At 42.3% G+C, this 15,640-nt stretch carries 16 protein-coding genes; 10 read left to right on the forward strand and 6 right to left on the reverse strand.

Features of this window, described 5'->3' with window-relative positions; all coding sequences use genetic code 11:
- Positions 1–5: 5 nt before the first annotated feature.
- The 3 genes from LY11_RS24645 to LY11_RS24655 all read left to right on the forward strand — a co-directional run bounded on the left by LY11_RS24645 (position 6) and on the right by LY11_RS24655 (position 3,232).
- On the forward strand, positions 6–1,034 hold the full coding sequence (locus tag LY11_RS24645) for a PorP/SprF family type IX secretion system membrane protein (protein ID WP_111636262.1): 1,029 nt from the start codon (positions 6–8) through the stop codon (positions 1,032–1,034).
- 75 nt (positions 1,035–1,109) lie between these two features.
- Positions 1,110–1,766, forward strand: coding sequence for an MgtC/SapB family protein (locus tag LY11_RS24650; protein ID WP_111636263.1), 657 nt, complete (start codon positions 1,110–1,112; stop codon positions 1,764–1,766).
- Positions 1,767–1,804: 38 nt separating this feature from the next.
- Entirely contained in the window at positions 1,805–3,232 is a 1,428-nt protein-coding gene (locus LY11_RS24655; protein WP_111636264.1) for an L-serine ammonia-lyase, read from the forward strand.
- A 6-nt stretch (positions 3,233–3,238) separates the two neighbouring features.
- Here the strand turns inward: LY11_RS24655 and LY11_RS24660 are convergent, their stop codons facing one another.
- The 5 genes from LY11_RS24660 to LY11_RS24680 form a co-directional block, all read right to left on the reverse strand.
- Complete coding sequence (locus tag LY11_RS24660) at positions 3,239–3,955, reverse strand: SGNH/GDSL hydrolase family protein (protein WP_111636265.1); 717 nt, start codon at positions 3,953–3,955, stop codon at positions 3,239–3,241.
- 61 nt (positions 3,956–4,016) lie between these two features.
- On the reverse strand, positions 4,017–4,352 hold the full coding sequence (locus LY11_RS24665) for a DUF2752 domain-containing protein (RefSeq protein ID WP_111636266.1): 336 nt from the start codon (positions 4,350–4,352) through the stop codon (positions 4,017–4,019).
- A 5-nt stretch (positions 4,353–4,357) separates the two neighbouring features.
- Positions 4,358–4,912, reverse strand: coding sequence for a DUF5684 domain-containing protein (locus tag LY11_RS24670; protein ID WP_245952884.1), 555 nt, complete (start codon positions 4,910–4,912; stop codon positions 4,358–4,360).
- 79 nt (positions 4,913–4,991) lie between these two features.
- Positions 4,992–5,687: a lipoyl(octanoyl) transferase LipB gene (gene lipB, locus LY11_RS24675; RefSeq protein ID WP_111636267.1), complete on the reverse strand. Its 696-nt coding sequence runs from the start codon at positions 5,685–5,687 to the stop codon at positions 4,992–4,994.
- An 11-nt stretch (positions 5,688–5,698) separates the two neighbouring features.
- Positions 5,699–6,376, reverse strand: a complete 678-nt coding sequence (locus LY11_RS24680; protein WP_245952885.1) for a 4'-phosphopantetheinyl transferase family protein — start codon at positions 6,374–6,376, stop codon at positions 5,699–5,701.
- 23 nt (positions 6,377–6,399) lie between these two features.
- On the opposite strand from LY11_RS24680, the gene dcd reads away from it, so the two are divergent.
- The 5 genes from dcd to LY11_RS24705 all read left to right on the forward strand — a co-directional run bounded on the left by dcd (position 6,400) and on the right by LY11_RS24705 (position 11,726).
- Complete coding sequence (gene dcd / locus LY11_RS24685) at positions 6,400–6,936, forward strand: dCTP deaminase (RefSeq protein WP_111636269.1); 537 nt, start codon at positions 6,400–6,402, stop codon at positions 6,934–6,936.
- Positions 6,937–7,005: 69 nt separating this feature from the next.
- Positions 7,006–9,696, forward strand: coding sequence for a carboxypeptidase-like regulatory domain-containing protein (locus tag LY11_RS24690; protein ID WP_111636270.1), 2,691 nt, complete (start codon positions 7,006–7,008; stop codon positions 9,694–9,696).
- A 7-nt stretch (positions 9,697–9,703) separates the two neighbouring features.
- Positions 9,704–10,465: an enoyl-CoA hydratase/isomerase family protein gene (locus LY11_RS24695; RefSeq protein WP_111636271.1), complete on the forward strand. Its 762-nt coding sequence runs from the start codon at positions 9,704–9,706 to the stop codon at positions 10,463–10,465.
- Positions 10,466–10,468: 3 nt separating this feature from the next.
- Complete coding sequence (locus LY11_RS24700; protein ID WP_068404114.1) at positions 10,469–11,344, forward strand: SDR family oxidoreductase; 876 nt, start codon at positions 10,469–10,471, stop codon at positions 11,342–11,344.
- Positions 11,345–11,444: 100 nt separating this feature from the next.
- Positions 11,445–11,726 (forward strand): ATP-dependent Clp protease adaptor ClpS, encoded by a 282-nt coding sequence (locus LY11_RS24705; protein ID WP_111636272.1) that lies wholly within the window; start codon positions 11,445–11,447, stop codon positions 11,724–11,726.
- On the opposite strand, the gene LY11_RS24710 is transcribed toward LY11_RS24705, so the two are convergent.
- Positions 11,723–12,325, reverse strand: a complete 603-nt coding sequence (locus LY11_RS24710) for a thioredoxin family protein (protein WP_111636273.1) — start codon at positions 12,323–12,325, stop codon at positions 11,723–11,725. The two genes, LY11_RS24705 and LY11_RS24710, sit on opposite strands and share 4 nt — an antisense overlap.
- 95 nt (positions 12,326–12,420) lie before the next feature.
- On the opposite strand from LY11_RS24710, the gene LY11_RS24715 reads away from it, so the two are divergent.
- Together LY11_RS24715 and LY11_RS24720 are read left to right on the forward strand one after the other, a co-directional pair.
- The gene (locus LY11_RS24715) at positions 12,421–14,907 is read left to right on the forward strand and encodes a TonB-dependent receptor domain-containing protein (protein WP_111636274.1); all 2,487 of its coding nucleotides are present in this window, start codon (positions 12,421–12,423) and stop codon (positions 14,905–14,907) included.
- Between the two features lie 481 nt (positions 14,908–15,388).
- The coding region (locus LY11_RS24720) for a transposase (RefSeq protein WP_146610911.1) at positions 15,389–15,640 on the forward strand (252 nt) is incomplete at its 3' end.

A 15,640-nucleotide genomic window follows, 5' to 3' on the forward strand; every position in this document is an offset into this window, starting at 1 on the left:
GGAATATGAAACTGAGATCAACCTATATTTTGCTGTTCTGCTTGTTCGCCAGGTCAATTGCTGCATTGGCTCAGGATCATATTTACTCCCAGTTTTTTAATGCCCCATTATATCTCAACCCTTCACTGACCGGGCAGTTTGAGGGTGACATCAGGATGAATATGATTTACCGGAACCAGTGGACGGGATTGAATGGTACGCTTTCCTATATCAACGCATCGGCCGATTTGAATATCCCCCGGTTTGGCGGCGGAGTTGGCTTACAATTCAACCGCAGCTCTGAAGGGACAGCCTTCCTGGTGAAAAACAATATAGCAGCGACTTATTCTTATAGCGTAGGCACGGATGATTTCATTTTATCTTTTGGTATCCAGGCTGGGTTTACCAGCAGGCAGATTGACTGGAATAAACTGGTATTCTCTGATCAGATTGACAACCGGCTTGGTTATATCCCGGGAAGTATCAGTGCGGCGCAACCACCCAACCAGGCCACTAAATTTTTCTTTGATCCTGCGGCGGGAGCCAACCTGGTGTACGGGAATTTTATGGCGGGTGTGGCTTCACATCATATCAACCAGCCAGATGAATCTTTTAGTGGCGCGCAGGCGAAGCTCCCCATGCTGCTTACCGGTTATGCGAGTTACCGGATCGCGCTGACCCAGAATTACACTTATGGAGTGGATGAAGCTTCTTACGTCATTCCTTCAGTTGTGTATTATAAACAGGGAAATGTATCCTCTATGAGTGCAGGTGCGCAGTTTAAACACAAGGGGCTTAACTCTGGCCTCTGGTATCGCACAGCAGGTGAAGGCGGGCCGGATGCAATTGTCGTTTCGCTGATCTTCGATATTTTTACCGGACGGCAGAACGGGGAAAAATTAAGACTGGGCATCAGCCATGATGCGACCACTTCCAAAATAAACTATACCAATACCAACGGCACCACCGAGGCGAGTGTCGGGTATCAAAAGTATTTCCCCAATAGTTCCAGCTTTAATAAATTTAATGGGTTGCGGTGTTATGACTTCTACTAAACCTATCTTTTCAGCGTTCTTTACTTATCTTTATAAAAGTTAAAACTTTAAGCATTTTTTTATCTTTTTGATACCATGGAAGAATTTATTGAAGGTAACCACTTTCTTACCCAAAGCGAAGTATATAAGTTTTTACTGACCATACTCCTGTGCGGGCTTATTGGTATTGAACGCGAATTAAGAGCTAAACAAGCCGGCTTAAAAACCATGATCATGATAGGTCTGGGCTCTACCCTTTTTACTATTTTATCTATTAAAATTGGTACAGGAAGCCAGGACCGTATCGCTTCGAACATTGTGACCGGAATCGGTTTTCTGGGTGCGGGTGTAATTTTCAAAGAAGAAAACCGGGTGAGAGGGTTAACCACGGCATGTGTAATCTGGATTGTGGCTGCCATAGGTATGGCTGTAGGTGCTGGTTATTCAGAACAATCTATTGGTGTAACCATCGTTGTTTTACTCGCGCTGATTTTCTTCCCTTATGTGGAAGAATTCGTGCAAAGCCGTTCTTCTTCCAGAGAATATAAGATTGTCAAACAATATGAAAACGAAGGACTGGATAGCTATGAAGAGCATTTCAAGATTGCGGGTTTAAGGTTAAACCGTGGTCAGCAGCGCATGTCCGAAGGAATTATCAGCGGAACATGGACTGCGGTAGGGTCACCAAAAAACCACAAGCTATTTGTCGATCATATGTTACAAGATGAAAAAATTCTTGAATTTCAGTTCTAACCCCCTATTATTCATCTTAAACTATTTAGCTTTGCAGTATGAATAGAGAACAGATCTCCGTATTTGATATTTTTAAGATCGGGATAGGCCCGTCGAGTTCACACACCCTTGGCCCCTGGAGGGCTGCCCAGCAGTTTACAGCTTCGTTAGCGAACAAAGACCTTTTGAATGGTGTGGAACAAGTAAAAATATTGCTTTATGGTTCTCTTGCAAAAACAGGTCATGGCCACGGTACTGACATTGCCATTTTATTGGGAATGATTGGCGCAGATCCGGTAACTTTTGATGTAAACGCTATTGATTCTACCGTAGCTGCTATTAAAGCCGACAAGCAATTGGTATTGGGAGGCAGTCATCAGATCGCTTTTGATTATGCGGATGATTTAATTTTCCTGTACAAAGAGAGTTTACCTTTTCACCCGAATGCAGTTACTTTACAGGCTTTTCTAACCAATGGCAGCGCGTTTTCTGAAACGTATTACTCCATTGGAGGTGGTTTTGTCGTGAAAGAAGGTGAAACAGGCGGCGATAAAGAGCAGGTAGAACTTCCTTTCCCCGTTGAAATAGCCGGAGATCTATTGCACTGGTGTTTAACTACAGGCTTAAAAGTTTCTGAAGTCGTGATGGAAAATGAGCTGATGTGGCGTACCGAAGCGGAAACCAAAAAGGGCATGCTTCAGCATTTTAAAGTCATGAAGGAGTGTACTTTCCGCGGTTGTCATACTGGTGGATTTTTACCCGGAGGATTAAATGTGGGCCGCAGAGCAGCAGCTTTAAATAAAAGGCTGATCGGCAACAGGCCGTATATAGATTACGAAAGCTGGATTCAAGCGATCAGAGCTGGCGGAAACAGCTTTAATTACACCTTAGACTGGGTAAGTTGCTTTGCACTGGCTGTCAATGAAGAAAACGCATCATTTGGCCGTGTAGTCACTGCACCAACCAACGGTGCTGCAGGTGTAATCCCGGCAGTATTACAATATTATATTGCTTTTTGTGATGGCTTCGACGAAGAGAAAATCACACAATTCATTGCCTGTGCTTCTGAAATCGGAAGTATTTTCAAAAAAGGAGCAACCATATCAGCGGCAATGGGCGGCTGTCAGGCAGAGATCGGTGTTTCTTCAGCAATGGCCGCGGCTGCATTAACAGAATGTATGGGCGGTTCTCAACGCCAGGTGATGATGGCGGCAGAAATTGCCATGGAACATCATTTGGGCTTAACCTGTGACCCGATAGGCGGCCTGGTGCAGATCCCTTGCATCGAACGGAATACAATGGGCGCAATTAAGGCCATCACTGCAAGTCAGCTGGCTTTACAGAGCAACCCGGATAAGGCAAAAGTAAGTTTAGGTGCAGTTGTCAAAACGATGTGGGAAACTGCCCTGGATATGAACTCAAAATACAAAGAAACTTCGGATGGCGGTTTAGCGACCAACATCCCAATCAGTTTACCTGAATGTTAACGGTATTTATTTAAAAGCTTTATTAACGGATGGGCTGAGTTGATCTGCCCATTCTTTATACATTTTTCCCGAAGGATGCAAACCGTCTGAAGCGACCAGTGCAGCATCAGTTGCCGCATTTCTTGAAGCTGGCGTAATATCAGTATAGCTGATCCCTGCTTTGAGGCTTTCTTCTTTATTCACCGCATTAAAAGCATCTATTTCTTTCGCAACAATTTTCATATCCCTGCCGCTTTGCACACCGTAAGGGGTCACTCCCCAATCAGGTATAGAGACTACAAATACATGGGCTGCATTTCCACCGGCAAAAGTAACGGCTGTTTTTAGCAGCGCAATAAACTCTTTACGGTAGGCTGCTATGGAATATCCCCGGTATTGATCATTTACGCCAATCAGCAAAGTCACGAGGTCATATTTCGGCAAAAAGGTTTCTGCTTTAATTCCTGCAATCAGTTCTCCGGCAGTCCATCCGGTTGTGGCCACAATTTTAGGCGCTGAAAAATGAAGTGACTGCTTGTTCAGGTTTTCTCTGAGCTGATAAGGAAAGCTTTCTGCCTGTTTCACGGCTTCACCAATGGTATAAGAATCTCCTAGTGCGAGATAAGTCAGCTGATCTGTGGGTGGATCAATTGGAGTTGTATCAATTTTATTCATACCGTTTGTCGGGTTTTTCCCACATCCTGACATACAAATCATCAGGATAGCTATTGTCGTTAACTTCATTTTAAAATCTACGAAAGATGCCAGGAATCAGATGTTGAAGGTAATAATTTACAGGTATTTATTAATGAACATGGGGCATGAAAATCTTCAAAAGATAACTGATCGTAATGATTGATCCGGTAAGCACAAACAATACATTAACGAGTGTCTTGCTTTTCGCCCCACAAAAGTAATTGGCACCCAGGCCTATCACAAAGGTCAGCAGGATGGGAACCGTAGCCGGATACAGCTGAAAGCTCTGCGCAAAATCACCTTTGAGCAATGCGAGTAAGGAGCGCTGGAATCCGCAGCCGGGACAATCATATCCAGTCAGATATTTAACGGGACATGGCAGCATATAATTACCCGCTTTCTCCAGTAAAAAAGAGAAAGCGGATAAAAGAAATATTTCAGGCATTTAAATTAAGCCTCTGGTGTTGTTGGCGGTGTTGGTGGGTTCGGTGCCGCTGGTGGTGTAGTTGGTGTAGTTGGCGGGGTAACCGGAGGTTGGTTAAATGGATTGTTTGCTCCAAAAGGAGTATTTCCATTGAATGGGTTGTTTGCACCAAATTGATTGTTACCACCAAATCCATTCGCTTCTTTAGCTGACGGGCCCAGATATTTAGCATCTGTTAGTCCAAGTAAAGGGAAAAAGATAAAAGGAAGCAGAATCAAACCAATGGTGAAACCTTCAGATTTACCAAAGCTTTTAGCCAGCAGGTTCAATGCCCAGATACCAAAAATAATGTTAGTACATGGCAATAGCATCCATAAAATCCAGATTGGTGGTTTGCCTATAATTTCCAGCAATACAATAATGTTGTAGATGGGAACGATTGCTGCCCATCCTGGTTTTCCTGCTTTTTCGAAAACTCTCCACATTGAGTAGACTACCAGGACAAGAATAGCGAGGTAAGTAAATCCTCCAAAAAGGCCTACTCCTGTAGACATTGGTGAAGTTGAAGCGTTATAATCCATAGTTTATTTAATTTTATCCCCGTAAGGTAAGAAAAAAAATAAATAAATGTTTTACTAAAGCCTGACAAATAACAAAGAATTAATATAGTTCCATGTGGAACAAATTAGAAATGTGCTTTTTAAGTATGGCTTTCACCTCAGCTAAATTTAATTCGTAACCAAGCTCTCTTTGCATCGAGGTTACATCCTTATCATCTATTCCACAGGGAATTATATTCTTGAAATAATCCAGATCTGCATTTACGTTAAAAGCAAAACCATGCATGGTCACCCAGCGGCTGCAACGCACACCAAGCGCACAAATTTTTCTTGCTTTCTCATTGTCAGCATCCAGCCATACCCCGGTAAATCCGGTATATCTGCCAGCAGTAATCCCATATTCGGCCAAAGTCAGGATAACCGCTTCTTCCAGTGTTCTGAGATATAAATGAATATCAGTAAAGAAATTATCCAGGTCCAGAATAGGATAACCTACAATCTGACCCGGCCCGTGATAAGTAATGTCACCGCCGCGATTCGTCTTATAATAGGTGGCGTTCTTCTCTTTCAGCCCTTCTTCATCCAGCAGCAAATACTCTGCATGTCCGCTTTTTCCCAAGGTATAAACATGAGGATGCTCACAAAATACCAGGAAATTAGGGGTTTCGACAGTAGTCTCTTGTATACGGTTATTTGTTTTAACGGCTATAGTATCTTTAAAAATAACTTCCTGATTGTCCCAGGCTTCCTGATAATCCAAAAGCCCCCAATCAATAAATTTTACCTTTTTATTCATGTCTGTTAAAATTAAGCGACCACGTATCCCAGCATATAGCCATCTGCGGTTTTGAAATAATTCGCGGTCAGCGTTCTCGTTCCTTCCGGCAAATCAACTATAGCGGTCAGTGTCCCCTCCTGCTGCAGCCCGAAGGGTTGTATATGAATGTGTTTTTTAAATTCCAGTCCTTTTTTGCCATACCATTTGTAGATGGCTTCTTTAACACACCAGCAAACATAAAGTCCGTCGGTATTGTCTTTGACATGCAGCAGTTCTTCTGGAGACAGAAATTTCTGCTGAATCCGGTGGATCTTAGGCTCTATCCTTTCAATATCCACGCCAACACCTTTTTCTTTCCCGATCATGACCGCCGCATAATCAAAAGAATGACTTAAGGAAATGGTTGAAGCAGAGTTCACCAGGTATGGCTTTCCATGGGCATCAATCCGGCAGTCAATATAGTCTGCAGTATTCAGCATCGTGCGTAAAAGTAAACGTGTACTTAACCAGTGCAACAGGCGCTTGCCATTGTTCAAAGTAGCCAGAAAATCGAGTTCATGCGCCTTTAATTGCAGGCCGGAAATCAGGTCTTCTTCGCGTTCCTGGATTTTCCATACAGCAAGTATGGTATGATCGTCAACATCTTTATTATAGATTACAGGCATCGTATTTAAAAAATCAATGCAAAAGTATCTTAAATTAATCATAATTTCGCCCAAAGACTTTACAAATGATACTTTCCGATAAGCGTATTCTAGAAGAGATTGACAGAGGGACAATAATTATTGAGCCCTTTAAACCAGACTGTCTGGGCACAAATTCCTATGATGTTCATCTTGGAAAATACCTGGCTACTTATACCGACAGAGTGCTTGATGCCAAAGCACACAATAAAATTCAGCATTTTGAGATTCCAAAAGATGGGTTTGTTTTACAACCCGGAACTTTATACCTGGGGGTAACCCTTGAATATACGGAGACCCATGCACATGTTCCTTTTCTGGAAGGAAAATCAAGTACCGGACGTTTAGGAATAGATATTCATGCGACTGCCGGAAAAGGTGATGTAGGTTTCTGCAACACCTGGACACTGGAAATTTCCTGTGCACAACCCGTAAGGATTTATGCAGGGATGCCGATTGGCCAGCTGATCTACTTTGCTGTGGAGGGTGATATTGAAACTTTATACAACGCGAAGGACGATGCAAAGTATAGTAACAAGACTACCAAGCCAGTAGAAAGTATGATGTGGAAGAATAGCTTTTAAACTTCCTATTAATTTATAGTATTTGAGCCTCAATATCCCTATATTGAGGCTCTATTTTTTTACTATATTATGAAAACCAAATACCTCTATGCCTGCCTTTTCCTGCTGGTCTGCGCTTTCTCTTTAGCATTCAGAATAGCAGATGACCCTTTCGAAACCCTGTTAAAGAAACTTGCTGATTATACGCAGGAAAATCCACAGGAAAAAGTTCATTTACATCTGGACAAACCTTATTATGCGATTGGGGACAACATCTGGTTCAAAGCCTATGTGACGGATAACAGTACCGATCAGCTTTCCAAAATCAGCCAGGTTTTATATGTAGACCTGATCAATGAGAATGATTCAGTAAAGAGTCAGGTAAAACTGCAGCTGGTTTCCGGACTGACCTGGGGCGATTTCAAATTAACGGATACGCTGCCCGAAGGAAATTACAGGATCAGGGCTTATACGCAATGGATGAGAAATGCCGGGCCTGATTTCTTTTTCGACAAAACGATTAAAATTGGAAACGCCTGGGCCAATAAAGTCCTGACCAATACCAAATACACCTACAGTAAAAAAGACAATGAAAATAAGGTGAACGCAATCATTAAGTTCACAGACAAAAAAAATGATCCTTATGCAGAAATCCCGGTGACCTACACAGTAAGGCTGAGGGATAAAACTGTAGAAAAAGGAAAAGCAGTAACGAATGCACAGGGAGAAATCTCGCTCGGTTTCAGCAGCAAACAAGCTGAGGTGCTGACTTCCGGAAGAATCACCGCCACCCTTACACTGGGCAATAAAGAGAAAATCGTTAAAACCATTCCGATTAAGGCAGTTGCTGAAGCGGTCGCCGTACAGCTATTTCCTGAAAGCGGAAATCTTGTAGAAGACCTTCCTTCGAGAATTGGGATCAAAGCAGTTGGATCTTCAGGTCTTGGAGAGGATGTTACGGGTATGGTGGTGGACAATGAAGGAACAGAAGTTCTTCCTTTTAAAACTACACACCAGGGAATGGGTAGTTTCATCCTAAATCCGCAGCCAGGAAAAGCCTATACAGCGAATATTAAATTGAAAGACGGTTCGGTGCAGCAGGTTCCTTTTCCTAAAGTGCTGGCTGCAGGTTATGTGCTCGCGGTGAACAATGCAGACAGCAATAAAGTAAGTGCTAAGTTATTAGTGAGTCAGTCGCTGTTGAATAAAGGGGAAATGAGATTGGTAATCCAACATAACAACCTGGTCATTGCGGTATTGAAGGCAAGTACACAGAAACAAATTAATGCGCTTTCCCTGAATAAGAAGGAACTTCCGTCGGGCATTCTTCATTTCACGTTGTTTTCTCCTGAAAATATTCCGGTTGCTGAAAGGCTGATTTTTATTAACAATCCGGCCGATCATATCAATCTGAATGTACTGAATTTAAAAAACTCCTATAAGATCAGGGAAAATGTACCGATTGAGTTCTCGGCTACAGCTGAAGGAAAACCTACTTATGGCAGTTTTTCTGTTGCTGTAACCAATGCAAGTATTGTAGAGCCTGATGTGGACAACGAAAGTAATATCATGACTTCTTTGCTGCTGAGCTCCGATCTGAAGGGGTACATTGAGAAACCTAATCAGTATTTCAGGGATAACAGTCCGCAAACCAGGGAGAACCTGGACCAGCTGATGCTCACCCAGGGATGGAGCAGGTTGTTATGGAAAGACGTGATCGGGAATACGGTTGTTAAACCTGTTTTTGCAGTTGAAAAGTCTTTAAAAGTAAGTGGTATAGTGACTACGCCAGGCGGAAAACCAATCGCTAAAGGAAAGGTTACGCTATTTTCCAATACAGGAGGTTTCTTTATGCTGGATACTTTAACGGATGCTTCCGGACATTTTAATTTTGATAACCTCAGGTTTGGGGACAGTACAAAGTTTGTTGTTCAGGCCAGAAATGCCAAGGACAAAAAGTCTGTTGAAATCAAAATAGACAAGGTTCCCGGACAAATAGTGACATCAAATAAAAACACAGGAGATATTGAAATCAATGTGAATGAAGCGATACAGAGTTATATTATCAAGAGTGAGGGCTATTTTGATGACCTGACTAAACGCGGACTGCTGGAAAGATCTTACACGCTTAACCAGGTCAATATTGTTCAGCAGAAATTAAAGGCGAAGAACTCTGCAAATCTAAATGGTGCCGGCCGTGCAGATCTGGTGATCAAAGGCTCCGATTTAAGTTATTGCACAACTTTGGCGCAATGTCTGCAAGGTAGGGTTCCCGGCCTGACAATCCGGGGATCAGAGGCTTTCCTGGCCCGTAACAATGGGGTACCGATGCAAATTATTCTGGATGGGACAAGTGTAGGGTCAGATTTTCTGGACAACGTACAGCCTCAGGATATAGAAAGTGTAGAAGTGTTAAAAAGTGGGGGTACGACTGCAATTTACGGATCAAGAGGTGCTGGAGGGGTATTAATCATCACTACAAGAAGAGGAGGCGATACAGGTTATTCTACTTATGCACCGGGGATTATTAACATTACTGCTGAAGGTTATTATGCAGTACGTGAGTTTTATTCTCCAAAATACAATGCTTCCCAAAATATAAGAGCAGCAGATAAGCGGACGACTGTTTACTGGAACCCTAATGTGGTGACCAATGAAACGGGAACCGCTAAATTTAATTTCTATAATACAGACGAATCCGGAACTTATAGAGTTGTTATAGAAGGGATGAACCTGGATGGCCGCATGGCTAGAAAAGTATATACTTACGAAGTAAAATAAAAAAGCTATGAACACAATCAATGTGACAATAAAAGACCGTTTAGCACTGATTACGCTTAACCGCGGTAAATCCAATGCCCTGAACAGGGAAATGATCACTGAGCTGACCGATATACTCCATAACATTGCAAATGATGACAATATTGGCGGAGTAATCATTGCAGGCCGTGATAACTTTTTTTCTGCAGGACTGGACTTAATCGAGCTATATGGTTACAATGAAGAAGAGGCCGAGTCTTTCTGGCACTTATTCCTGGCGTTCATTGCTAAAATCACAGCTTTTAAAAAACCGATGGTTGCTGCAATTAATGGTCATTCTCCAGCCGGAGGATGTGTGATTGCTTTAGCTTGTGATGCAAGGGTAATGGCTGAGGGCAAGTTCATTATTGGTTTGAATGAGGTTCCTGTGGGAATTATCGTACCTGAAAGTATTTTCAGCTTGTATTCTTTTTGGTTAGGTAAAGGCCATGCCACCAGAAGTTTATTGGAAGGTAAATTATTCAGCCCGGAAGAGGCTTTAGCGATTGGCCTGGTAGATGAACTGGTCAATCAGGACAGCATCATGACCGCTTCGGAACGCAAGATCAGAAAATATATGGCGCTGGAGCCTAATACCTGGCAGCAGAGTAAACTGAACATCAGAAAAGAGCTGATTGCAGCAACTTCTGCAGATCAGTCTGAGGCATTGAAAATTATGCTGGCACAGTGGTGGTCACCGGCTACGCGGAATATTTTGAAAATGATTATTGACAACCTTCAAAAGAAATAAGTTATGTACAATCAACCGATGTTAAGAGACGATGCTTTAAAAGGCAAAACAATTGTAGTTACAGGCGGCGGTACGGGGCTGGGTAAAGCAATGGGTACCTATTTCCTAAAGCTTGGCGCTAATCTGGTCATTACCAGCCGCAAAGCTGATGTGCTGCAGAAAACGGCAGATGAACTGGAAAAAGAAACCGGCGGCAAAGTCCTGGCAGTCACTTGCGATGTACGCGATTATGAGCAGGTAGAAAATGTACTGGCAGAAACGCTTAAAACTTTTGGACGTGTAGATAGCCTGCTGAACAATGCGGCAGGAAATTTTATCTCCCCTACGGAGCGTTTATCGGCCAATGCCTTCTCTACGGTTATAGATATTGTTTTAAAAGGATCGGTCAATTGTACGCTTGCTTTTGGTAAACACTGGATCAAAGAGAAACAGGCAGCAAGTATTTTAAATATTGTGACCACTTACGCTTTTACGGGTTCAGCATTCGTTGTGCCTTCGGCTTGTGCTAAAGGTGGCGTACTGGCCATGACGCGTTCTCTTGCGGTGGAGTGGGGAAAATATGGGATCCGGACAAATGCTATTGCGCCTGGTCCTTTTCCAACTAAAGGAGCCTGGGAACGTTTGCTTCCGGGAGATCTGGCAGAGAAGTTTGATTTCAAGAACCGGGTTCCGCTGAAACGTGTGGGGGAACATCAGGAACTGGCAAACCTTGCTGCATTCCTGGTCAGTGATTTCTCAGGTTATATTAACGGGGAAGTGATCAGTATAGATGGCGGGGAATGGCTGCAGGGTGCCGGACAATTTAATGGACTGGAAGCCATCCCTGGTGAAATGTGGGATGCGTTTGAGCAAATGACAAGATCAGCTAAAGGCAGTTAACAGGGCTTGTTCTGCATAAAATCGTTTAAAGTCTATAAGGGCGTGTTTAAAATTATAAATTAAACACGCTCTTATTTTAATAATAGTTTATTTTTGTATCATGTCAACAGAAACAAAAGAAGAAACGTTTACACTGGAAGAGATTTTAACCTCCCTTAAAACCTCGCATCGGCTCATTTTATGGAATGATGATGTAAATACTTTTTATCACGTAATCTATTGTATGACAAAATACCTTGATTATACAGATTCGCAGGCAGAGAAAATTGCCTGGGAAGTGCATAATAAAGGTAAGTGCGCTGTACTTGAAGGCTCTTTCACTGAAATGGAAGTCTACCGTAAAATCCTTCAGCAGGAAGGATTAACGGTAACTGTAGACTAATTTTCCAGATCGCCGATCAATGCGGTAAGTTCCAGCTGGGTCGTTTGTGTTTTATCTTTGGCATACCATAGGTGCAAACGCTCTGCTAATTCAAACATATCAGAGATTTCAGTCTTCCATTCTCCTAATAAATGCTGCAGAACTTCTGGTCGTGGCCCCCATTTGGAAATCAGTTCACCGTTCGCATCCAATATCAGTAAAACCGGGATAGCGCGGCCCCCGTGTGTAAGGTGTGCATCAATCAGTGGCAGATTTGTGTCTCTGAGCACAAAACGCAAGGCGAATTTCTCTGGTGCAAACTCCACCATTTTCTGAAATAAGGGAACGATCTGTGCAGCGTCGCCACACCATCCTTCGGAAATCACCAATAGCTGATAGCTTTTATCCAGCTTGTTAATGGCTTGTATAAAAGCTTCATTGAGCACGCCGGTCTTATCGACTCTGCTCATTCGCTGTACATTCATTTTGCTGTAATGCAGCATGGCTTCGCTGTGATCGTCGCCCGTTGTTTTATTGCTTTTAAGAAGAGAATCTATCAAATTCCTGTACTCGGAATAAGTTAATCCTTCATTCACAAAAATATTACTGTAATTACTCATAATCGCGTTGTAATAAAATAGTTACCCCCGTTTTTTCTCACTCTCAGGCCGTTACTTTGCCGCTATAAAAAAAATCTAAACACAGACTATTCTAAATGAAGAACTATTGCGCAAAGTTTCTATTCGTAACTTTCACTATTTGTACCACAATCTTTCAACTAAATGCACAAACTCCTGCTACTGGTAAACTTACTGGAAAAGTAGTAGACATCCAAAATAATGAAACAGTTCCTTTTGCTACGGCAATATTAATTAACAGAAAAACAAAAGCCACTGTAAAGGTGGCACAAACTGATGCAGATGGTTCTCTGCTGATGAACGACATCCCTGCAGGGGTTTTCACTTTCAAAATCAGCTATATTGGTTACCAGACGATGGTGAGGGATTCTGTAGCCATCACTAAAAATCAGCGGATAATTAACCTGGGCACCATAAAAATGAAAGCCGCAAAGGGAAATGTGCTGAGTGAGGTTACGATTACGGGACAGAAAAGCCCTATTCAGCTGGGTATTGATAAAAAGGTTTTCTCGGTAGAGCAAAGTCTGGTCAGTGAGGGTGGTTCTGCGAGTGATTTATTGCAAAATGTACCTTCTGTACAGATTGATGTGGATGGAAATGTGAGTTTGAGGGGTTCTACGGGGGTAAAGGTATTAATTGATGGCAAACCGTCTTTGATTGCGGGTGGAGATATTGCGCAGGTATTGGCTTCGATCCCGGCCAGTTCAATTGAGACGGTAGAGGTAATCACAAATCCGTCTTCAAAGTATGATGCGGAGGGACAGTCTGGTATTATTAATATTGTCCTGAAGAAAAACACGAAGTTAGGTTTCAATGGAAATGTAGCTTTAACAGCTGGAAACAGGGATAATTACAATGGAAATGTAAGTTTAAGTTTCCAGAACAAGAAGATCAATATTTACGGAAATTATGGGTATCGTTATGGTACCCGCCCTGGTGGTGGTTATAATAATATCCAGTATCTGAGTCGTAAGGATTCTCTGGCTTATGCGGATCAGCTGAGCAAGTGGGAGTCTGTTGATAAAACGCATAATTTAAAGACGGGATTAGATTATTATCTGACCGATAAAGATATTTTAAGCTTTTCGGGCGGGTTCAATAGCAGGATTAATGACCGCACGGAGTTTTTGGATATTAACAAGTATGCGGCGGGAAGGGTTCCTTTGGAGTTCAGCAAAAGGGTAAATACGAACAATGGGAGTGGCCATAGTTATGATCTGAATTTAGATTATAGCCATAAGTTTAAGCCGAACCAGGAGCTGACTTTCAATTTTGGGTATTCAACGGGTACGAATGATAATTTCCAGGTTTATAATACTTCGGTTTATAGTGTGAATGGGGTTCCTGCCTCGTCAGCTGCAGATATACTGAACAATACGAATGATGGAACGAACAAGAATTATAATATTCAGCTGGATTATACCATGCCTTTAGGGAAATTAGGAAAGATTGAAACTGGTTATAGAAGCCAGATCAGGTATTCTGATGCAAATACAGTGGCGAAAAGGTTTGATAATGCTTCGGGTTCTTATGTGGATAATCTTCCTTTGTCGAATGATTTTGATAGCAAGGATCAGGTTCATGCGATTTATTTAAATTATCAGAACCAGATTAAGAATTTTGGTTATCAGTTTGGGTTAAGGGCTGAGGATGCGCTGCTGAATACAAATTCGGGTGGGTATGATCAGTCGGGTGTGTTCGGAACTGCGCCTGCAAGGATTGCTTATAAGCGGTTATATCCGAGTGTTTATTTAACGCAGAAGTTTACTGGTGAGCAGCAGGTCCAGCTGAGTTATACCAGAAGAGTAAACAGGCCAAGACCGTGGGATACGAACCCGTTTATTGATTATTCTGACCCGCTGAACTGGCGCAAGGGTAATCCGAATTTATTGCCGGAGGATGTGCATTCTTTTGAGCTGGGGTATAGCAAGTTCTGGCCTAAGGTGACTTTGATTTCAAGTGTTTATCTGAGACAGACGAATGATTTAATTCAAAGGGTAAGGTCTGTGCCTGATGCGGATGGGGTAATTATCACTACGCCTGAGAATTTAACGAGGGATCTTTCGAGTGGTTTGGAGTTTATTGCAAAGGTGGATGCGTTGAAGGTGTGGAATTTTACAGGGAATTTAAATGTTTACCATAGCAAGATTGACGGGGTCCCGGCTTTTGGGATCCAGGGGAATTCCGGGTTCAGCTGGAATGCGAATTTGACGAATAATATTATTTTACCGCATAGTATTACGTTGCAGGTAAGGGCGGATTATAATTCTTCGCAGGTGTTAGCGCAGGGTACGAGAAAGGCGATGTATGGTGTTGATGGGGGCGCGAAGTATGATTTTAAAGGGAAAAAGGCTTCTCTTAGTTTCAATGTGAGGGATATTTTTAATACGAGAAAGTTCGGGATGTTAACGCAGGATGCGAATTCTATTGTTGATTTCCAAAGGTATCAGCAGGGGCCAATGGGGAATTTGACGTTTTCTTACAGGTTCGGGAAAACTAGTTTTATGAAAAAGGGTAAGAAGGTGGAGCAGCAGGATAGTAAGCCTGACGAAGGTTCCTTCTAAGGGGGATTTGTAAGGGGTTTCTCCACCAGGGTTTTAAAAAAAAGCAGCCCTGTATTTTGACGGATTTCTCTGAAGAGAGAAACATTGTCAAAATACAGGGCTGACTTTTTTATTAAAACTCATGATTAAGAGGAGAAACTCATAGTACTCATGCCCTCCTTCTGCGTCATGGGAAATAGGGCGGATAACTTGACTGAGGTTTTAGGAGAAACTTTTAGACGGGACTTTTAGCAGAGCCCTTAGGATAAGATTCAGATATACCTTTTCTTATATTTTTAGACGGGACTTTTAGCAGAGCCCTTAGGATAAGATTCAGATATACCTTTTCTTATACTTTTAGACAGGACTTTTAGCAGAACCCTTAGGATAAGATTCAAATATACCTTTTCTTATACTTTTAGACGGGACTTTTAGCAGAATGGAGTTGCTATATTTGAGTAGACACAGAGTTAAGAGGATTTACATATCTTAACAGAATATTATGTCACGAGAGAGAAAAGCATACCCGAAGGAGTTCAAGCTGATGAGCGTTGAACTGAGTAACACCCGTACAGATCTAATTGCACTTGCGAAAGAACTGGATATCAATGTGACTTTATTATATAGATGGCGTAAGGAATTCACCAGCAAGCAAGGCAGCAGTTTTCCTGGGAATGGAAAGGTTATCCTCAGCGCAGCTGAGCAAGAGGTGGCTAATTTGAAAAAAGAACTGCGTGAAACGCAGATGGAACGG

The sequence above is a fragment of the Pedobacter cryoconitis genome (assembly GCF_003259615.1).
Lineage (GTDB): Bacteria > Bacteroidota > Bacteroidia > Sphingobacteriales > Sphingobacteriaceae > Pedobacter > Pedobacter cryoconitis.

What these genes read in the sequence shown, in the direction of transcription:
- dcd (WP_111636269.1), top strand. Translation starts at nt 6,400, where the DNA reads ATGATACTTTCCGATAAGCGTATTCTAGAAGAGATTGACAGAGGGACA.
- LY11_RS24655 (WP_111636264.1), top strand. Translation starts at nt 1,805, where the DNA reads ATGAATAGAGAACAGATCTCCGTATTTGATATTTTTAAGATCGGGATA.
- LY11_RS24705 (WP_111636272.1), top strand. Translation starts at nt 11,445, where the DNA reads ATGTCAACAGAAACAAAAGAAGAAACGTTTACACTGGAAGAGATTTTA.
- LY11_RS24665 (WP_111636266.1), bottom strand. Translation starts at nt 4,352, where the DNA reads ATGCCTGAAATATTTCTTTTATCCGCTTTCTCTTTTTTACTGGAGAAA.
- LY11_RS24715 (WP_111636274.1), top strand. Translation starts at nt 12,421, where the DNA reads ATGAAGAACTATTGCGCAAAGTTTCTATTCGTAACTTTCACTATTTGT.
- LY11_RS24660 (WP_111636265.1), bottom strand. Translation starts at nt 3,955, where the DNA reads ATGAAGTTAACGACAATAGCTATCCTGATGATTTGTATGTCAGGATGT.
- LY11_RS24695 (WP_111636271.1), top strand. Translation starts at nt 9,704, where the DNA reads ATGAACACAATCAATGTGACAATAAAAGACCGTTTAGCACTGATTACG.
- LY11_RS24650 (WP_111636263.1), top strand. Translation starts at nt 1,110, where the DNA reads ATGGAAGAATTTATTGAAGGTAACCACTTTCTTACCCAAAGCGAAGTA.
- LY11_RS24680 (WP_245952885.1), bottom strand. Translation starts at nt 6,376, where the DNA reads ATGATTAATTTAAGATACTTTTGCATTGATTTTTTAAATACGATGCCT.
- LY11_RS24690 (WP_111636270.1), top strand. Translation starts at nt 7,006, where the DNA reads ATGAAAACCAAATACCTCTATGCCTGCCTTTTCCTGCTGGTCTGCGCT.
- lipB (WP_111636267.1), bottom strand. Translation starts at nt 5,687, where the DNA reads ATGAATAAAAAGGTAAAATTTATTGATTGGGGGCTTTTGGATTATCAG.
- LY11_RS24700 (WP_068404114.1), top strand. Translation starts at nt 10,469, where the DNA reads ATGTACAATCAACCGATGTTAAGAGACGATGCTTTAAAAGGCAAAACA.
- LY11_RS24645 (WP_111636262.1), top strand. Translation starts at nt 6, where the DNA reads ATGAAACTGAGATCAACCTATATTTTGCTGTTCTGCTTGTTCGCCAGG.
- LY11_RS24670 (WP_245952884.1), bottom strand. Translation starts at nt 4,912, where the DNA reads ATGGATTATAACGCTTCAACTTCACCAATGTCTACAGGAGTAGGCCTT.
- LY11_RS24710 (WP_111636273.1), bottom strand. Translation starts at nt 12,325, where the DNA reads ATGAGTAATTACAGTAATATTTTTGTGAATGAAGGATTAACTTATTCC.